Raw genomic sequence first — 19663 nt, 5'->3', positions numbered from 1 at the left:
CGGCCCGCGAACGCAGGCCCCAGAAAGGAGGTATTCCAGCCGCACCTTCCGGTACGGCTACCTTGTTACGACTTAGCCCCAGTCACCGGTCTTACCCTAGGGCGCTCCTCGCGGTCACGCACTTCAGGTACCCCCGGCTCCCATGGCTTGACGGGCGGTGTGTACAAGGCCCGGGAACGTATTCACCGCGCCATGGCTGATGCGCGATTACTAGCGAATCCGGCTTCACGGAGTCGGGTTCCAGACTCCGATCCGAACTACGACCGGCTTTCGGGATCCGCTCCCCCTCGCGGGGTCGCATCCCTCTGTACCGGCCATTGTAACACGTGTGTAGCCCTGGACGTAAGGGCCGTGCTGATTTGACGTCATCCCCGCCTTCCTCTCGGCTTACGCCGGCAGTCCCGCCAGAGTCCCCGGCTTCACCCGCTGGCAACTGGCGGTAGGGGTTGCGCTCGTTATGGGACTTAACCCGACACCTCACGGCACGAGCTGACGACAACCATGCAGCACCTCGCGGGCGGCCATTGCTGGCTGTACCGTTTCCGGCACATCCCCCCCGCGTTCGAGCCCAGGTAAGGTTCCTCGCGTATCATCGAATTAAACCACATGTTCCTCCGCTTGTGCGGGCCCCCGTCAATTCCTTTGAGTTTCAGCCTTGCGGCCGTACTCCCCAGGTGGATGGCTTAATGGTTTCCCTCAGGCACTCGCCCTTGCGGACGAACACCCAGCCATCATCGTTTACGGCGTGGACTACCAGGGTATCTAATCCTGTTTGATCCCCACGCTTTCGTGCCTCAGCGTCGATCGCGGCCCGGCGAGCTGCCTTCGCTATCGGCGTTCCTCGTGATATCTATGCATTTCACCGCTACACCACGAATTCCACCCGCCTCGACCGAATCCAAGCCCAGCAGTATCAGCGGCAGCGAAACGGTTGAGCCGCCACATTTCACCGCTGACTTGATGGGCCGCCTACGCACCCTTTAAACCCAGTAAATCCGGATAACGCTCGGATCCTCCGTATTACCGCGGCTGCTGGCACGGAGTTAGCCGATCCTTATTCCCCCGGTACCGGCATCCCCCGACGCGTCGGGGTTATTCTTCCCGGGGAAAAGCGGTTTACAACCCGTAGGGCCGTCTTCCCGCACGCGGCATGGCTGGTTCAGGCTTCCGCCCATTGACCAATATTCCTCACTGCTGCCTCCCGTAGGAGTCTGGTCCGTGTCTCAGTACCAGTGTGGGGGACCATCCTCTCAGACCCCCTAGCCATCGTAGCCCTGGTGCGCCGTTACCGCACCAGCCAACTAATGGCACGCATGCCCATCCCGCACCACCGGAGCTTTACCCCGGGAACCATGCGGCCCCCAGGGACCATGGGGTATTAATCCGCCTTTCGGCGGGCTATCCCCCGGTGCGGGGCAGGTTGCATACGCGTTACGCACCCGTACGCCGGTCGTCGGCACGGAAAGCAAGCTTTCCGCCCGTTACCCCTCGACTTGCATGTGTTAGGCCTGCCGCTAGCGTTCATCCTGAGCCAGGATCAAACTCTCCGCTGTACAGAAAGCTGTCCTTTTTTATTTCCTGTCCACCCCGTCCGCGGCTCTTCGCCACGGGGGTCACTCTCAGGCTGACTTACTTCTTTATCTTGCTGCTTACTTCCTAATTCGGTACCATCGCGTCAAAGAACTCCCTCAATCCTATCTTGCTGACCCGCCCCTCCGGGCTGGTCCGGATTACCTCTCTCAGTACATCCCCGCCTCTAACCGAAACGGGCTGCAAAGGTAAATACTTTTTTCGTTCCGCGCAAGGGGTTTTCAAAATTTTTTTCTGCCCCAAAATCCTGTCTCCTCTCTCACTTCCCCCCCTCCTCGCGGCGCTTCCCTTCCGAAAGCGGGTGCAAAAGTAGGGCATCGTTTTTAATTACGCAAGCCATTGTGCAAAAAAAATTACACTTTTTTTCAAAATGAACCCTATCGGCCTGCTAGTCAGGTAGAAAAACTTTAGGAGATTTAAGAAGTTTTTGTTTCGGAGTTTTTTAGCTCATCAAAAGAAATAAGTTTACTATTTTGCTCATCCCAAAGTCTTAAGTTGAAAGCACGAAGAATTTCTTTCAAGGAGAGAGGTTTGATGTTAGAAAATAGCTCGTTCTCCTCATGACATTTTTGTAGCTTGTAATTAGGGATTCGAGGACTCAGATGATGAATGTGATGGTAACCTATATTGCCACTAAACCACTGTAGAACTTTAGGTAATTTTAAAAAAGACGACCCGTTAAGTGCCACTTCTTGATAGTTCCAGTCTTTACTTCGCTTCCAAATAACCCTTTCAAACTGATGTTGAACATAAAAGAGCCAAACGCCTGCAATAGAAGCGAAATAAATTACAGGTAGTTGAATTAGAATAAATTCTCGCCAACCAATCAACCACATCAAAAGGACAATAATACCAATAATTGCAATGTTTGATAGCTGTAAATAAACGTGCTGTTTAAAGTTCATATATGACTTTGGAATTCGATGCTGAATAAGAAACAGCAGGATAGGTGCGAGTCCAAAAAGGAATAAAGGGTGTCTATATATTCGATACTTTAATTTACCCCATTTGGAGAGATTAAGGTATTCGTCAACTGTAAGAGTTTCAACATCACCAAAGCCTCGTTTATCCAAATTACCAACAGTTTGGTGATGGATTAAGTGATCACGATGCCAGCGATGATAAGGGGTGAAAACAAGAAGTCCTAAAGGGATTCCAACAAGCCTATTTAACTTATCGTCTTTAAAAAAAGAACCATGACCGCAATCGTGAAAAATAATAAATATACGTACCAAAAATCCAGCGGCTAAAAGGGCAAGAGCAAGTGTTAACAAGTAAGAAATTTTTAAAGAATGGTACATTGCTCCCCATAAAGCCAAGTATGGAATAACAGAATTCACCACCTGCCACCAACTTTTGGAATGATCGGGATAATTGTATTTTGAGACAACATCAACCCAATTTTGCATAATATCTACTTTTAATACACAAATATAACATCAAATCAAAAAAAGAGCAATTCATTCAAAAAAAGGGGCTAAAAGCCCCCTTAAAAACGATAATAACATCTTTATTTTTCAGGAATATTCTTTAAAGTTTCAACTAAGAAATCCCAGAATTTTTTAACCGATTCAATATGCACTTTCTCATCTGGTGAATGAGGGAACCTAATAGTAGGACCAAATGAAATCATATCCCAATTTGGATAAACACCACCAAGCAATCCACACTCAAGGCCAGCATGTATGGCTTTGATCTCAGGGATTTTGCCATACATATCATTATAAACATTCTGCATCACCTTTAATATAACTGAATCGGGATTTGGTTTCCAACCTGGATAACCGCCGTCAAAATCAATTTTGGCTCCAGCAAGTTCAAAAATTGCAGCTATTTTTTGAGCTAAAGCATCTTTAGCTGAATCTACAGAACTCCTTAAAAGACATTGCCCATAAACTTTGTCACCCTCAGAATAAACGCGAGCAAGGTTGGTTGAAGTTTCAACTAAGCCAGGCATTGCATCGCTCATTCTAACCACACCATTAGGACAGCCGAAGAATGCTCTTACTATTTTTGATTGGGATTCGGAATCAAAAATCATCTCGGGGCTATCCGCCTTTTCAACATTAAACGCAAGAGTTGGTTCTGTTAAAGCAAACTCGGCTTTGAATATCTTCTCAAATTCACTCACAGCCTTTTCAAATTCAGCGGCTTTTTCAGATGGAACAGCCACAACAGCAAAAGCTTCCCTAGGTATTGCATTTCGAAGACTTCCTCCGTCAATTGATGCTACTTTCACACCAAAATCCTTCTCGGCATTATATAGGAAACGGAAAAGTAGCTTAATAGAGTTAGCACGACCTAGGCTAATATCCATGCCAGAGTGTCCACCTTTCAAACCAGTGACAGCCAGTTTATATGATGTAAAACCGCTAGGCATTTTATCATGCTTCACCTCGAATTCAATATTAGCATCTAAGCCACCAGCGCAACCAACATATAGCTCACCCTCATCTTCTGAATCCATGTTGATAAGAATATCGCCTTGAAGTAAACCAGGTTTTAAACCGAAAGCGCCAGTCATTCCAGTTTCTTCATCAATTGTAAACAGGGCTTCAATAGGGCCATGTTGTAAATCGGTAGCCTCAAGAACAGCCATTGCTGCAGCAACGCCGATTCCATTATCGGCACCAAGTGTAGTTCCATTGGCTGTAACCCATTCGCCATCAACATAAGCCTCAATGGGATCTTTTTCAAAATCGTGAACCTTATCGCTGTTTTTCTGTGGAACCATATCTAGATGGCCTTGTAGGACAACTCCCTTCCTATTTTCCATTCCTGGAGTAGCAGGCTTCCTTATAATTACGTTACCAACCTCGTCGACAATTGTCTCAAGGCCTAATTTCTTGCCAAAATCCACCACGAAATCAATTACAGCTTTCTCTTTTTTTGATGGTCGTGGAATTTGTGTCAAACTATAAAAATGTTTCCATAAAGCTTGAGGTTCAAGCTTAAATATTTCCTTGTTCATACCTTTAAAGTTTATTAGTTTATAATTGCCCTAAAGATATAAAATTTAACGCACATTAATCTGAAGCGTTAATGCTTTAAAACATCTAATAAAAGCTAGACGCGATGTAACAAGGTGATAAATTTTTCGTAGCATGGGAAATGATTTAAATTTGAACTTGTGGTTTTCAAAGTTATTAGATACAAAAAGGTAACATCAACAAACGATGTATGTCAAAACCTGGCTAGCGAAGGAGCTGCTCACGGTACAGTAGTTGTTTCTGAATATCAAGAATTTGGCAGAGGACAAAGAGGGAATACTTGGGAGAGCGAAAAGTCAAAAAACCTAACATTTAGCATACTTACCCGTCCAACTTTTTTATCAGTAGTTGAGCAGTTTTACCTTTCTAAGATAACAGCTCTATCTGTAACCGATTGGATTTCGGCATACATTGAAAAAAACAGAGTTAAAATCAAATGGCCAAACGATATATATGTAGATGACAAAAAGATAGCAGGAATACTTATTGAGAACAGTTTTAGCACACAATATATCAATACATCAATTATAGGGATTGGGATTAATATTAATCAAGATGAATTTTCAGATGAACTGCCAAATCCAACTTCACTCAAAGTTGAGAATGGTAACGAAATAGATTTAGAATTATGCTTAGCAGAAATCCTAGAATGTTTTAAGGGAAGATTTGCCATGCTAGAGCAAGGGCAAAATTATGATATTGACAAAGATTATCTTAATAGGATCTACCGGAAAGATAAATATTTCACATACCTTTCAGGAACTACAAAGTTTGAAGCAAAAATTGTTGATGTTGAGCCAACAGGAGAACTAGTGCTTCAAACTAAAAGTGGCGAAGTTAAACGTTTTGCCTTTAAAGAGATTGGCTTTGTTATCTGATTACCTTAAAACTATAAAGCATTAAAAGCAGTAGCAATACCATCGGCTAGCGCGTCAATGCCTTCCTGCAACTTTTTTCCCACCATCATTTTCATCATCATATTCAGCTCAGCTTTCACTGTTATTTTTAAACGCGTATCGTAAGGGGCAACCTCTTTAAGTTGAATCCACATGAAAAATTGCATTGGCAACTTTTCGTCACCGGTAAATTTAATGGTTTTAAACTCTTCGCGTTCAATAATTTTAATGCCAAATGGCCCCATGCCCTTATATGAAAAGGAGCAACTATCCTCATTGGCACTCCAATTCTCCAACTTATCCTGGGCAATAGGAGAAAAGTTTCTAAAATCGGCTAAGACTCTAAATATATCTTCCGCCCTCTTTTTTACTGCAACTATCTTGCTTTCGTAGGTTGTCATGTTTTCTAGTTTTGCCATGCAAAAATAGAAAACAATAAAGAGTTATCGAACCATTTAATTAGGTTTTTCGTTTTATGTTCTGAGAACACAAAGTAAATTGTTGAAATGAAAATATTTCTACAGGAATCAACTGACCCATATTTTAACATAGCCACAGAAGAACATCTATTAAAAAATTATAATGAAGAATTTGTTATTCTTTATCGCAATTATCCATCTGTAATTGTTGGGAAACACCAAAACACAATGGCAGAAGTTAACCATAAGTTCATTAAAGAGAATGGTATTCAAGTTGTTCGAAGAATCTCAGGTGGAGGTGCAGTTTACCACGACTTAGGTAATGTGAACTTTAGCTTTATTCATAACGGAGAAACAGGCAACCTGATAAATTTTCAAAAATACACTAGCCCAGTAATTGATTTTCTGAAATCTTTAAGTTTAGATGCAACATTAGGCCCAAAGAATGAGATATCAATAAATGGCCTAAAGGTTTCGGGTAACGCAGAACACGTATATAAAAACAGGGTGCTGCATCATGGAACTTTACTATATGAAACCAATCTATATAACTTAGAACAGTCATTGAAATCAAATGAAAACAACTATAACGACAAAGCGGTTCGTTCAAATAGATCGAAAACCGAAAATATAAAAGAATTGCTTTCAAACAAGCTAAGCTGCGAAGCATTTACTAGTCTATTGGCTAATCATCTAATGGAGTGGTATGGAATAACAAGCAACCACAAACTGAACCAAAATGACGTAAAAGCAATAAATGAGCTAATTGAGTCAAAATACAAAAAGTTTGAATGGAATTACGGCTACAACTCTAACTATGAGTACATAACCAAGATCAATGGAAATCCTGTTAAAATCATCATACAAGATGGTATAATTTCAGAGATTCAGTTGAACAATTCTGAAATCAATAATAGTAGCTTAAAAAAACTCTTTGCAAACCTAATTGGCAAAGAGCATACACTTGAAAGTGTTGAAAAGATTTTATCCGATTTTCAGATTAATGGTTTAAAATCAGAAAATCTTATCTAGCTATGGTGTATTATTTTCTTTTTTAGGGGGTTCAAATCCATAAGCAATACCTTCGTAGTAGTGAGTTGGTACTTCGCGATAACCTCCCCTACTCTCACTTTTAGTGACAAGGACATAGTTTGCTCCCAGGGCTGCAGCTCTTCGCTGTAATCTTATTCGTGCATTTTTCTCAGCCGATTTCGCATTTCTGCTTCTTTTACTTGATACGGCCTCAACTTTACCATATACGTATAGCCCATCAACATCTGCAGGGTTGTCTGTTATTACGACAGCCTGGAAACTTGTTTCATCAATCATTGCAAAGGCTAAATCGTTGAATTTTTCAACGCGACCATTAGAGTAAAGAATCTTATGAATTTGCTTTCTAGATAATGATTCAGGGGTAGTTTTATCCTTGCGTACTATTGTTATTTTACTTGAACTTACTGACTTAACGTTACAAACGATTTTTCTATTACTAACTAATATAACAGTATCTAAAACTTCTTGCGAAAAAGAAGCTAGACTCATAAAAACTAAACAAAAACTAATTACTAATCTAACCATCATTACTCTTTTTATTTTCAACTACAAAGGTAATGCCATAATGTTAATCATCAAAAAAATAGAAAAATTAATTGTTTCCCCTACTAGCTATTGAAAGAACAGACGCTAAAACCAGAAATTTTAATATGGAGATGCTATTCAAAACAATTGGCCAAGCAATTACAAAGTTATAGATTAGAATGATAGCTATAGATATTGCAGCAAGAACGGTTAAACTCTGCTTTCTTAAAAAACTACCTATTACAATACAAGTTGCAAGTATTATCATTACAAGTGAGATGTAAAAACTCAAGCGGTTTATTGGAGTTTCAGTTAAAGCTTTAACACTAGTGAATATAAGATAGGCTGCAAGTGCCAATCGAGATAACCAGTAAGAAAAAGGTTCTAAAAACTTTAATGGTTTCATTGGTTAGTGTTTATTATTCTTATTGATCATCAATATTTATACAAATACCCTTTAATCAGAAAACAACTCCTTATATATTAGGTTCTTAAGAAATGCTGTCATGAAAGTTCAAAATCAATCAATGTGTTAATTTTATGACATGAACACATCAAAATATTAACAGCTAATTTAAGAAAAGAATGGCAAACTTGTAAAACATCGCTATTTTTGTGGTGTCAAAATGCACTAAAGATGAATGTCCTTAACTATTTAATATCATTTCTTTTATGGGTTTTTGTTGCCATTACAGCAACAATACTATTCATAGGCGATTTTATTGTTTGGTTGCTAACATTTTGGTGGGACAAACGACTGTTTTGGCTGCACAAGTACTCTACCGTATGGGCACTGTTTTATGTCTGGATAAATCCAGGCTGGAAAATAAATGTAATAGGTCTACAGAAGATTTCTAAGGATAGGCCATATGTTATAGTATCTAATCATCAAAGTGCATTTGACATTGTTCTCTTATATCGAATTAATAGGCATTTCAAGTGGGTTGCAAAGAGAGAACTATCAAGGGTCCCTGTAATTGGTTGGAACCTCATACTGAATAGATGTATCTTAATTGACCGAGCTAGTGCAGCAAGCGCAAAAAAAATGGTTTTAGATAGTTTGAAGCACATAAATAGAGGTAGTTCAATCCTTATTTTCCCTGAAGGAACTCGATCAAAAGATGGCAAAGTAGGACGTTTCAAAGAGGGTGCATTCTTAATAGCACAGAGAGCAAAGGTTCCAATTGTACCTATTGTAATAGAGGGTTCAAAAGATATACTCCCAAAACCAGGTATTGTTAACCTTTTTCAAAAGCTAACAATAAAAGTTTTAGACCCCATTCCTGTTGAACAAATTCTTTCACTCACAACAGATCAGCTTACAAAACAAGTAAACCAAATCATTAGAGAAGAGCATGAGCGTTTGGCCCCAAATAAGTATAATGAATAGAAAATTACATAAACTAGAAAAAAGTTTTACTATATATTTGACAATTAATTAATCTTTCATACCTTTGCAGCCCAAATTATTGTCAAACAATTCATACTAAATACGATGTACGCTATTGTAGATATTGCAGGACAGCAGTTTAAAGTAGAAAAAGATCAGAAGATCTTTGTAAACCTTCTTGAAGGAGAGGAAGGTGCTGAGGTAAAATTCGACAAGGTTTTGCTAGTTGAAAATGAGGGTAAGGTTCTTGTAGGTACCCCTGAGGTTGAAAATGCTTCAGTAACTGCAAAAATACTTGGTCATGTAAAAGGCGATAAGGTTATCGTTTTCAAGAAAAAACGCCGTAAAGGTTATAAGGTAAAAAGGGGTCATCGTCAGAATTACACCCAAATTCAAATTTCTGAAATTGTAGCATAACAAAAAATATTCTAAGCCATGGCACACAAAAAAGGAGTTGGTAGTTCCCGAAATGGTCGTGAATCGCACAGCAAACGTTTAGGTGTAAAACTATTTGGTGGTCAGTTTGCAAAAGCTGGTAACATTATTGTTCGCCAAAGAGGAACTAAGCATAACCCAGGATTAAACGTTGGTATAGGTAAGGATCACACCCTATATGCATTGGTTGACGGTGTGGTTACTTTTAGGAAAAAAGCCGACAACAAATCTTACGTTTCTGTTTTACCAGTTGAGCAGTAGTTTATTTTCTAAAATTTGCATAATTTTGATCTCCTGTGCAATGCCTATGTATTGACAGGAGATTTTTGTTTTAACTAAATTAGAAGGCTATGCTAACCCTAAAACAAATTAGAGAAAACACCGATGAGGTTATCCGAAGGCTTGCCGTAAAGCACTTCGATGGCACAGTTATTATTAATAAGATAATAGAGCTTGACGACAATCGAAAAGCTATACAACTACAACTTGATTCAACTCAAGCAGAGCAGAATAAAATAGCTAAAGAGATAGGTAAACTTTTTGCAGAAGGGAAAAAAGAGGAGGCTAACGAAGCTAAAGTTAAAACAGTAGAACTAAAGGAAACATCCAAAAAGTTATCGGAAGAGCTAAAAGGAGTAGAAGAAGAGCTAAGAAATCTTCTTTTACAAATACCAAATCTGCCTCACAAATCGGTACCTGAAGGTGTTGGCGCACAAGACAACGTTGTTATTCGTACAGGAGGAGTAGAACCTGAACTGCACGAAGAAGCCCTACCCCATTGGGACTTAGCATCAAAATATAATCTAATTGACTTTGAATTAGGTGTTAAGATTACAGGAAGTGGATTTCCCGTTTACAGAGGTAAAGGTGCAAGATTACAGCGCTCACTAATAAACTTTTTTCTTGATTATAATACCAATGCAGGCTATGAGGAGGTAGAGCCCCCTCATATGGTAAACGAGGATTCTGCTTACGGTACAGGACAATTACCTGACAAAGATGGGCAAATGTACCATATAACAGCCGATGGTTTTTATATGATTCCAACAGCAGAAGTTCCTGTAACTAATATGTACCGCGATGTAATATTGCACGAAGCAATGTTACCCATAAAGCTTACCGCTTACACCCCTTGTTTTAGACGTGAAGCAGGGTCGTACGGAAAAGATGTAAGGGGGTTAAACAGGCTGCACCAATTTGATAAAGTTGAAATTGTTCAAATTCAGCACCCAGATAAATCGTATGAGGCATTAGAGGAAATGGTTCAACACGTAGAAGGGTTACTTCAGAAACTTGAACTTCCTTATAGAATTGTTAAACTTTGCGGTGGAGACATGAGCTTTACATCGGCCCTGACTTACGATTTTGAAGTTTTCTCGGCAGCACAGCATAAATGGCTTGAGGTAAGTTCAGTTTCTAACTTTGAATCGTACCAGGCAAACAGGATGATGCTTCGCTTTAAAAAGGAAGGTGATAAAAAAGCACAACTTGCCCACACATTAAATGGGAGTTCGCTTGCTCTTCCTAGGATTGTTGCCGCATTACTTGAAAACAACCAAACACCTGAAGGAATTAAAATACCAAAAGCATTACAATCATATTGCGGATTTGATAAGATTAGCCTTTAAAAACCACCATTAAAAAAACTCCTTGATTTCTCAAGGAGTTTTTTTATGCTATATTTTGGCCTAAGATTTGTGTTAAATGATTTTAAATCTATTTTTGAGAGCACTTATGGCTAATGCTAAAACTCAACCTAAAACTAACAAATATGAGAGCAATCAGAAACGTATTGTTTACTAGCATCTCAGTTTTTATGCTTAATGCAGCATTTGCTCAAATGGAAGAACTACCAAAGAGTGATACTGCAGGAGTAACGGGAGGTGCTATTATTGGTGCCGTTAATATTGATGGCAAAAACTACCAGCAATTTGCTTTAAGAACTGATATCCCAATAGGAAAGTTCGGTTTTGGTTTGGATATTCAACTACTTTTTGACGAAAACGGACAAATCAGAAAGGATGAGTGGGACGAATGGCAGGATTATATTGATAAAATTTACTACATCCGCTACGGGAAAAGAGATGATCCTTTCTACATCCGGCTTGGTGGGTTAGATTATACTTACCTAGGTTACGCCAACATTGTCAATGGCTATTCAAACATGGTTCAATATCCATCCCGCAGACGTTATGGTGGTGAAATGTCGTTCTGGATACCAGCAGAGCGTTACAAAGGAATGCCTATTGCTGGTGGTGAGTTTTTCTTCAACGATATGAAAGAAATGTTCGTTGAATCACCTCGAAAACCAGCCATGGTACTTGGTACACGACTATTCTACAGACCCATAAGATTTCTTGAATTAGGAGTTTCGGTTGCAGCTGACCTTAATGAATACAATGCGTTTGAGGATAGAGACGGAGATGGGGTACCTAATCTCATTGATTTGTTTCCTAAAGACAAACTTTTGGCAACAGAGATGGATAAAATAGCCCCTGATCAGTGGGACCATCTTTTAAGCGATCCATTCTGGGGGGCAACTAGAGAAGAGGCTTATCAGAAACTCCTTGCGTTAGGTCTTGTTCCATCTGATACTACCCGAATGGCTGATCTTTTCAACCTTAACAACCAAGCTTCAAAAATGTATGCTTATAGCTTCGATATAGGCATCCCCATTGCAAGAAAAGAGCGTTTTAAATTTGACATTTACTCTCACATCACTCAACTTCGCGGTCAGGATAGAACATATGGTTGGGGTGCTGCACTTCCTGGTATTAGAATGATTTTTGGAACAAGCAACGTACAAAACTTTTTAACCTTTAAGGCAGAGTACCGTCGGTCATCAAAAGAGTTCCTTTTTGGATACTTCAACAACACCTATGAACTTGAAAGGGCACAATTTATTGGAAGAGATAGCGTGGTAACCAAACAGCATAAACTACTTAGCATTCAGCAGGAACTAAATGGTATATACGCCAGCCTTGAGCTGAACATGTTTGGATACATCGTTGGTTATGCAGGTTATCAAGATCTAATGGGGACTGATCAAATGCATGTTCGCTCTCTACACGGAGAAGTTAGAATGGGCGAGACTCTGAAGAAAATGCTTCACTTTGCCGATCTTAAAGGATATTATATCCAAAACAACGTTCAAGATTTTAGACAATGGAAAACCCCAAGTACATTAATGGGGTTCAACATTGGCTATAACTACAAGGGGGCTGTTGTTGGGATAGACTATAGATGGACATTCCAGGATATAAACGGTGACGGAACAATTAAAGGTAGCGACGAAACCTTTAAAACAATTAGTTTTAGAACAGCAGTGACGTTCTAACCCAAAACAAAAAAAAGAGCCTCATTTTGGGGCTCTTTTTTTGATAGAAGCTCTATTTGATTTCAGATTTAAAGATAAAAGTAGCTATAACCGCAACTAAACCAGTAAAAATAAAATTAACAAGCTTAGCCGTAACCACTTTATCCATCCCTGTGCTTATCCAAACAATCGTAAAAACTAGTCCAGCAACCATTGCAGATAAAGCAGCTCTACCATGAAATTTCTTCCAGAAAAGTGTTAGAAGGATTACTACCGAAAAGGTGCATCCAATCCCAGCCCAGACATAGCTTACAAGGGTGAAAATTATTTTTTGAGGCGATATGTAAGCAACTGTTAATGCAATAATGGCCAACAAAGCAGTAATAATCCTTGATTGACGAAGTACTATTTTAGAATCGGAAACCTTTCTGAACTGTTTAACAATATTTTCACTAAGTTCTGTTGATGAAAGTATTAGCAAAGAATCGGCTGTTGATATCATTGCAGCTATAGCACCAGTGATAAGCAAAGATGCAATTGCAGGAGGAAAGATCTTAAGTATTGTAGCAGGCATTACGTACTCCCTGTCGGTTAATGTATTGGGGCCAAAAATTGCTAGACCTATCATTCCAAGAAGCATTGCGCCAATATAAGCCACCACTGTCCATGAAATACCAATATTCCTAGCCATTTTAGCTTGTTTAGCATCTTTAATTGCCATAAAACGCATTGTTAGTTGAGGCATCCCTCCCAAATAACCAAAGAACCAGCTAAAACCGCCAACCAAAAACATACCAGCAGCAGCTCCTTTTAGCCCATTAAAAAGGGATGCATGGGTAGGGCTTGCATTTTCAAGAGCAACAACAATTGACTGGGAGTAAACCTCAGGGTGATTTGCCAGGTAAATAAAGCCAACTATTGGCCCAACGGTAAGCGTTAAAATCATAACCAACGACTGAATAACATCGGTGTAAACTACGCTTTGAAACCCACCATATATAGTATAAGGGATTATTACCAAAGCAGTGATGAGCATTCCCCACTTGGGATCAATCCCAAACATGGTATCAAGCGTTTTTCCACCACCCAAAAACTGTGCACCAACATATAGAAAGAAAAAGAAAACAATGGTTGAACTACTAACCAACCTAATCCATTTTCCCATTTCACCATGGCGTTTGGCCAGATAATCGGAAAAGGTATTAGCAGAGTACTTTTCGGCCTCATCGCGAAGACGCCAGGCAAGAAGCCACCAGGCCGCTATAATTCCCAATACACACCCAATTGCAGTCCATAACTCAGCAATTCCCATAGCATAAGCGGCTCCAGGAAGGCCAAGCAATGCCCAAGATGATTCTCCGGTTGCTCTCTCGGAAAGAGCAGCAACCCATCCAGGTAGCGTTCGTCCCGCAATTGCAAAATCAGCATTATTTTTTACCTTTCTACCATGAAAAACTCCCCATCCAATAAGCAAAGCCATATAGCCAATCATCACGCTGGCAAGTTGTAAATTTTCAGACATAACGGTTTAGTTTTAGGTTAGCCCCATAAAGTTATTAAAACCTGATTGTTAATTCCAACTTAATAATTTGATTTTCTCAAAATGATTTTATTAAATTGGCTTTAGAAATGCTTATTATATGGATGCATTACACTTTAGAAAAATAGGAAATGATAAAATAATATGCGAACTCTGTCCCCATGAATGTTCTCTAAAAGTAGGGCAAAAAGGCATTTGCCAAACCCGAATAAATGAAATGGGAAGGATGAAGCTATTAAATTTTGGTGTGATTGCATCGGCGGGATTAGATCCTATTGAAAAAAAACCGCTATACCATTTTTACCCTGGTAGTAAAATATTTTCAATTGGGGGTTATGGCTGCAACCTTAAATGCAAGTTTTGTCAGAACTACGAAATTTCGCAATATACACCGGGCCACAACATTCCTCCAAGAGAATTGGCTCCAACAGAGATAGTTCAAAGAGCAAGTCAGCTTTCTCAAAATATTGGGATAGCCTATACCTATAACGAGCCAACAGTTTTTTATGAGTTAATGTATGAAACAGCAATTCTTGCAAAGGAGAAAGGGCTAAAAAACGTGATGGTTTCAAATGGTTTTATCAACCCAAAACCATTGATGAAGCTACTTGATGTAATTGATGCATTTAATATTGACCTAAAAGCATTTAGAGATGACTTTTACAAAACTATTACTGGTGGGACTATTGAGCCAGTACTGAAAAATTTAGAAAAAATCAAGAAAAATGGGAATCACCTTGAAATTGCTTTTCTTGTCATCCCTGAGCTAAACGATTCAATTGAGGAGTGCAAAAACATGTTTAAATGGATTGCCGAGAATTTAGGTGATGACACACCACTTCATATAAATCGATATTATCCTTCATATAAATTAGATAAGCCCGTAACACCAGCTGAAAAATTGGAAGAACTTTTTGAAATTGCTATTCAATATCTAAAATACGTTTATATTGGGAATTTGCAAAATGCTAAAAAAGGAACAACCACCTATTGTCCTTCCTGTAAAACAAAGGTTATTGAAAGGATTGGTTATTCAACACAAATTAAAATGTTAAATGCCCTAGGAAACTGTAAGAATTGCGGTTACGGACCGATAGCTAATCTGGATTAACTGCCCAAATTAAGTCGTCAAGTTTTCGTTTAGGTACGTGATGAACTTGCTCATTATCGCGCCAATACTTAATATCACCGCTTAAATCTATATCATCAACAACCACCTTTTCAATAGGATAACCTATGGCCAAAACAAGTACAATTTCAATATAATCTGGTAGTTTCAAAACCGCACTTAAGCTATCCTTCTTTACTGAGGCAATTATACAGCCACCTAGGTTATGTTCAACAGCGCCAAGCATAATTGTTTGTGCAGCAATTCCTTGATCCCACTGCGAACTCTTAGTCAGTCGCTGGTCTTCTAATATAATGATATATGCTGAAGGCTGTTCACCTACTGATGGACCGTCCCAATCATTTAAATAACCAGCCCATGCAAGATTTGGAAAAACCTTTGAACAAAGATCGGGGGTATTAACAAGGATGTATTTTAATGGTTGTAGGTTTCGCCCCGAGGGGCAAAACCTAGTATGTTCAACCAATTCCTTAAGAGTATCAATATCAATTAACTTATTCTGCTGAAATCTCCGGTAACTTCTATTGCGAATAAGTAACTCTCTAAGCATACTATTTTAGTTTTTGAAACCGTTCCTCAATAACTTTCCAATCTAAAATCTTCCAAAACTCCTTAACATAATCAGGACGTCTGTTTTGATAATCCAGGTAATAGGCATGCTCCCATACATCGCAAGTAAGCAAGGGTTTATACCCATTTCTTAAAGGGTTTCCAGCGTTTGACTCTTGCAAAATAGATAGTTTACCATCGTTTTTAACAACAAGCCATGCCCAACCCGAACCAAAAAGAGTTGCAGCGGCCTTAGAGAAATCCTCAATAAACTTCTCAAATGAACCAAAATTACTTTCTAAAGCCCTGAGCAATTCCCCCTCGGGTTTTTCTTTTGGATTTGGGCTAAAAGCCTCAAAATAAAAGGTATGATTCCATACCTGTGCACCATTGTTGTAAATTCCCCCATCTGCTTCCATGATAATTTGTTCAAGGGAAGCATTCTCGAATTTAGTACCAGGAATTAGATTGTTAAGGTTGTTAACATAACCTTGGTGGTGTTTCCCATAATGAAACTCCATTGTTCTTTCTGAAATTGCTACACCCAAATCGTTAAGGTTGTAGCTTAGTTTTGGTAATTCATGTTTCATATCTAAAAAATTTTTAAAATGGTTTTATACCAATAATGAGAATATCGTCGGTTTGGGATTCCTCCTCGCCCTTCCATCTTTCAAGGGTTTGGTAAAAAATCTTCTTCTGTTCATATAGCGGTTTATCCTTAACATCCGCTATTAATTTACGGAAGGCATGGTATCCAAATTTTTTGGTTGGTTTTTGACCGCCGAATTGATCGGCATATCCATCGGAAAAGAGGTAAACGGTATCGTTAGGTTGAATAGTTATAGAGATCTCGTTAAACTTATCCATTTTCTCATGGTAAGCAATTGGCATTCTATCGGGTCGAAACTCAAGAAGCCCATCACTTATTTTTATAATTCTTTCGTTTTCCTCAACATCTGAATTGGTGCTAATAATGATAGACATATTGGCTCCAGCGTAGGTAAGATTTCTTGATTCACGGTCGATTGCACAAAGAGCAATATCCATACCATCGTGGCTGTCGTCTTCATGACCTTTTTGGCGTAGGGCGTTAATAATATTTTCACGAAGCATTCCCAAAACCGTTCCGGGCGTAGCACCTTTTAAGTTAGCAGTAATATCATTAAGCATTGACATTCCCAACATACTCATAAAACCACCAGGAACGCCATGACCAGTACAATCGGCAATAGCAAATCCAATTTTACCAGATATATTTCCAACCCAATAAAAATCGCCACCAACAGTTTCTTTGGGGAGGTATAGTACAAAAAAGCCGCGGAATAGTTCACTAAGCTGTTTATCGGAAGGGAATATTGCTTGCTGAATTTTTCGGGCATATTCCATAGATTCCCCCAAATCAGTTAGCATATTAATAATCCTATCGCGTTGGTAAATAACAAGATTTCGTTGGCGCTCAATTTCATCGCGCTGTTCCATTAACTCTTTCTGCTGATTTTCAACTGAAACCCGTTGTCTTTCTTTATCTTCAACAGCCTTCCTACGTTGTTTCATGGTATAAATCAGACCAATGAGCAAACCAAGTAGTGCTACAAAAGCCACAGAAACTATTACTAGTAAGTAAGTTCTTGCTTGTTTTTGTTCCTCAACGGCTTGTAGTTGCTTATTGAATTGCTCTAAGTGCTGCTTTACAATTTTATCGTATTCTGATTGCAGCTGAGTTGCATAAATTTTTCTCATTGCATCAGAACTATTAATTGAATCTCTTAGGGCAATATAATTTTGGTAATATTTTAAAGCGTTATTGCAATCATTCTTTTCAGAGTAAATATCGTACAACACTTTATAACTTTTTGATGCAATATTTAAAACACCAAGTTTTTCTGCATCATCTTTAATTTTAAGTAAAAGATTTATAGCCTTACTCGTTCTATCTGTCCTTTTTAGAAGAAGTGCATAATGGAATTGAGCATCGGCTACACCCCTAGGCTCATTTAATTCTTTATAATTTTCAATTGCTTCTTTTATGTATAACTCAGCTTTATCAAATAGTTTAAGTTTACAGTAAGATTCCCCAAGGTAGAGATTAATGTGTGCTATACCAGCTCTATCTTTAACCAGTTGCTTTAAATCAAGGGCATTCTTAAAATATAACAAAGCGCTATCAATTTTATCCTGAAGTAAGAATACAGAACCAATATTCATTACGGTATTTGAAATGCCACGAGTATCGTTTACCTCCCTTTTTAGCTGCCATGACTTTCTGAGATGTTCAAGGGCCTTATCGTAATAACCTAAATCCCTATATACCAACCCTATATTATTGTGCTGATAAGCCTCACCTTTTTTGTCGTTAAGCTCAACTCGAAGAGGTAAGGCTTTGTAGAACATCTCCAAAGAAGTAGAATAAACACCCTGCTCCCAGAATAAGAGGCCAATACTATTATAAACAGCTGCAATCCCATACTTGTCGCCAAGCCTTTGACGGATTTCAAATGCATCCTGAAATAATTTAAGGGCTTCGGGGTATTTACTTTGCTGTACGTAAACCATCCCCAACCCATACAACCCCTGTGATATATTAACAGAGTCGTTTAAAGTTGCAGCCTTTTCAACAGCACCTCTATAGTAATAAATTGCACTATCGTTATAGTTTGTCCTTCTGTAGCAAAGTCCTAATTGATTGTAAAGATATACAAGCCCCTCAATATTTCCCGAAAATAGAAAGTGCGATTTTGCCTTTCGTAACCAGCTAAAAGCAGAATCAACAGGAGTAATCTCAAAATATGAAACGCCAATGTAATACTCACACCATGCAACACCATCGGTATAATCAATTCGTTTTGCAAGTTTGCGAGCTTCTTTTGCCAGTTTTATTGCAGCATTAAACTCTCTTACATCAATTAACGATTTTACAATATCAATTTTAGAGTTGATATATGCAGTATCGACTTTCTCATCGCTCTGCTGGGCAATGCTTGGATTATTAAATAATTGAAAAATAAAAGCAACCAAATAGGTTATAAAGAATGTGCTCCGCATGTGTAAAAAATAATTTTCCAATAAAAATACAAAAAAAAGCGACCGAATAAAACTATCCGATCGCTTACCAAAACATAAACCAAACCAAACTTAAACCATAGCTATCTATTTACTAGTAGCAATGATAAATTTTTCTTCAACTGATTTCCAATCGATTACATTCCAGAAATTCTGAATATACTCAGGTCTTCGGTTCTGATATTTAAGGTAATAAGCATGTTCCCAAACGTCTAAACCAAGAATAGGAGTACCTTTAATATCAACAACATCCATTAAAGGGTTATCCTGGTTTGGTGTAGAGAAAACCTTTAGGTTTTCACCAGTCCATACCAACCAAGCCCATCCAGAACCAAAACGAGTTGCTGCAGCGTTAGAAAACGTTTCTTTGAACTCATCGAAACTTCCAAAGTGTTTTTCAATTTGCTTTAAAAGTTCACCTGATGGTGATCCACCACCATTGGGTCCCATAATATCCCAGAATAGAGTGTGGTTGTAAAATCCACCACCATTATTTCTAACTGCGGCTGAATGCTTAGATGCATCTTTTAGGATTTCTTCAATAGGTAGTGATTCAAGAGATGAACCCGCAATAGCATTATTTAAATTGTTTGTATAACCACCATGGTGTTTATTATAATGAATATCCATGGTCATTGCATCGATATAAGGTTCTAAAGCCTTATAATCGTATTTTAACTTTGGTAGTTGAAAAGCCATATTTTTATTATTTAGATTGTTTCCAAATTACAAACACGGCACAAAAAAAAATGTTCAAATGAACATTTAACT

18 protein-coding genes and 1 rRNA gene are annotated in these 19663 nt (G+C 38.8%); 8 read left to right on the top strand and 11 right to left on the bottom strand.

What is annotated here, in order from left to right:
* Positions 1–23: 23 nt before the first annotated feature.
* The 3 genes from FHG85_RS03670 to FHG85_RS03660 all read right to left on the bottom strand — a co-directional run bounded on the left by FHG85_RS03670 (position 24) and on the right by FHG85_RS03660 (position 4561).
* A 16S ribosomal RNA gene (locus FHG85_RS03670) occupies positions 24–1553 on the bottom strand.
* A gap of 453 nt (positions 1554–2006) precedes the next feature.
* Entirely contained in the window at positions 2007–2999 is a 993-nt protein-coding gene (locus FHG85_RS03665) for a fatty acid desaturase (protein WP_173073095.1), read from the bottom strand.
* 101 nt (positions 3000–3100) lie between these two features.
* On the bottom strand, positions 3101–4561 hold the full coding sequence (locus FHG85_RS03660; protein ID WP_173073093.1) for an aminoacyl-histidine dipeptidase: 1461 nt from the start codon (positions 4559–4561) through the stop codon (positions 3101–3103).
* A gap of 159 nt (positions 4562–4720) precedes the next feature.
* Between FHG85_RS03660 and FHG85_RS03655 the strand changes: the two genes are divergently transcribed.
* Complete coding sequence (locus FHG85_RS03655; protein WP_173073092.1) at positions 4721–5458, top strand: biotin--[acetyl-CoA-carboxylase] ligase; 738 nt, start codon at positions 4721–4723, stop codon at positions 5456–5458.
* 11 nt (positions 5459–5469) lie between these two features.
* Here FHG85_RS03655 and FHG85_RS03650 read toward each other — a convergent pair whose 3' ends face one another.
* Positions 5470–5877: a polyketide cyclase gene (locus FHG85_RS03650; RefSeq protein ID WP_173073091.1), complete on the bottom strand. Its 408-nt coding sequence runs from the start codon at positions 5875–5877 to the stop codon at positions 5470–5472.
* A 105-nt stretch (positions 5878–5982) separates the two neighbouring features.
* Between FHG85_RS03650 and FHG85_RS03645 the strand changes: the two genes are divergently transcribed.
* Positions 5983–6927 carry a lipoate--protein ligase family protein gene (locus FHG85_RS03645; protein WP_173073090.1) on the top strand — a complete coding sequence of 315 codons (945 nt, stop codon included), beginning with the start codon at positions 5983–5985 and terminating at the stop codon, positions 6925–6927.
* Here the strand turns inward: FHG85_RS03645 and FHG85_RS03640 are convergent, their stop codons facing one another.
* Entirely contained in the window at positions 6928–7476 is a 549-nt protein-coding gene (locus tag FHG85_RS03640; protein ID WP_173073089.1) for a hypothetical protein, read from the bottom strand.
* Between the two features lie 64 nt (positions 7477–7540).
* On the bottom strand, positions 7541–7879 hold the full coding sequence (locus FHG85_RS03635) for a hypothetical protein (protein WP_173073088.1): 339 nt from the start codon (positions 7877–7879) through the stop codon (positions 7541–7543).
* Between the two features lie 231 nt (positions 7880–8110).
* Here FHG85_RS03635 and FHG85_RS03630 point away from each other — a divergent pair, with 231 nt between their 5' ends.
* The 5 genes from FHG85_RS03630 (at position 8111) to FHG85_RS03610 (ending at position 12635) form a co-directional block, all read left to right on the top strand.
* Positions 8111–8863 (top strand): lysophospholipid acyltransferase family protein, encoded by a 753-nt coding sequence (locus FHG85_RS03630; RefSeq protein WP_173073087.1) that lies wholly within the window; start codon positions 8111–8113, stop codon positions 8861–8863.
* Positions 8864–8968: 105 nt separating this feature from the next.
* Positions 8969–9280, top strand: a complete 312-nt coding sequence (rplU, locus tag FHG85_RS03625; protein ID WP_173073086.1) for a 50S ribosomal protein L21 — start codon at positions 8969–8971, stop codon at positions 9278–9280.
* An 18-nt stretch (positions 9281–9298) separates the two neighbouring features.
* Positions 9299–9559 carry a 50S ribosomal protein L27 gene (gene rpmA, locus FHG85_RS03620; RefSeq protein ID WP_173073084.1) on the top strand — a complete coding sequence of 87 codons (261 nt, stop codon included), beginning with the start codon at positions 9299–9301 and terminating at the stop codon, positions 9557–9559.
* A gap of 89 nt (positions 9560–9648) precedes the next feature.
* On the top strand, positions 9649–10926 hold the full coding sequence (gene serS, locus FHG85_RS03615; protein ID WP_173073082.1) for a serine--tRNA ligase: 1278 nt from the start codon (positions 9649–9651) through the stop codon (positions 10924–10926).
* Between the two features lie 143 nt (positions 10927–11069).
* Positions 11070–12635, top strand: coding sequence for a hypothetical protein (locus FHG85_RS03610; RefSeq protein WP_173073080.1), 1566 nt, complete (start codon positions 11070–11072; stop codon positions 12633–12635).
* Between the two features lie 52 nt (positions 12636–12687).
* Here FHG85_RS03610 and FHG85_RS03605 read toward each other — a convergent pair whose 3' ends face one another.
* Positions 12688–14136 carry a sodium/proline symporter gene (locus FHG85_RS03605; RefSeq protein ID WP_173073078.1) on the bottom strand — a complete coding sequence of 483 codons (1449 nt, stop codon included), beginning with the start codon at positions 14134–14136 and terminating at the stop codon, positions 12688–12690.
* Positions 14137–14254: 118 nt separating this feature from the next.
* On the opposite strand from FHG85_RS03605, the gene amrS reads away from it, so the two are divergent.
* A complete protein-coding gene (gene amrS, locus FHG85_RS03600) occupies positions 14255–15265 on the top strand; it encodes an AmmeMemoRadiSam system radical SAM enzyme (RefSeq protein ID WP_173073076.1) in 1011 nt (336 codons plus the stop codon).
* On the opposite strand, the gene FHG85_RS03595 is transcribed toward amrS, so the two are convergent.
* The 4 genes from FHG85_RS03595 to FHG85_RS03580 all read right to left on the bottom strand — a co-directional run bounded on the left by FHG85_RS03595 (position 15252) and on the right by FHG85_RS03580 (position 19591).
* Positions 15252–15833 carry a nitroreductase family protein gene (locus FHG85_RS03595; RefSeq protein ID WP_173073074.1) on the bottom strand — a complete coding sequence of 194 codons (582 nt, stop codon included), beginning with the start codon at positions 15831–15833 and terminating at the stop codon, positions 15252–15254. The genes amrS and FHG85_RS03595 overlap by 14 nt on opposite strands.
* A 1-nt stretch (position 15834) precedes the next feature.
* Positions 15835–16422: a superoxide dismutase gene (locus FHG85_RS03590; protein WP_173073072.1), complete on the bottom strand. Its 588-nt coding sequence runs from the start codon at positions 16420–16422 to the stop codon at positions 15835–15837.
* A 13-nt stretch (positions 16423–16435) separates the two neighbouring features.
* Complete coding sequence (locus tag FHG85_RS03585) at positions 16436–18874, bottom strand: tetratricopeptide repeat protein (protein WP_173073071.1); 2439 nt, start codon at positions 18872–18874, stop codon at positions 16436–16438.
* 105 nt (positions 18875–18979) lie between these two features.
* Positions 18980–19591, bottom strand: coding sequence for a superoxide dismutase (locus FHG85_RS03580; RefSeq protein ID WP_173073070.1), 612 nt, complete (start codon positions 19589–19591; stop codon positions 18980–18982).
* Between the last annotated feature and the right edge of the window lie 72 nt (positions 19592–19663).

The sequence above is a fragment of the Tenuifilum thalassicum genome, from assembly GCF_013265555.1.
Lineage (GTDB): Bacteria > Bacteroidota > Bacteroidia > Bacteroidales > Tenuifilaceae > Tenuifilum > Tenuifilum thalassicum.
This window is presented reverse-complemented; position numbering and strand designations above follow the sequence as displayed.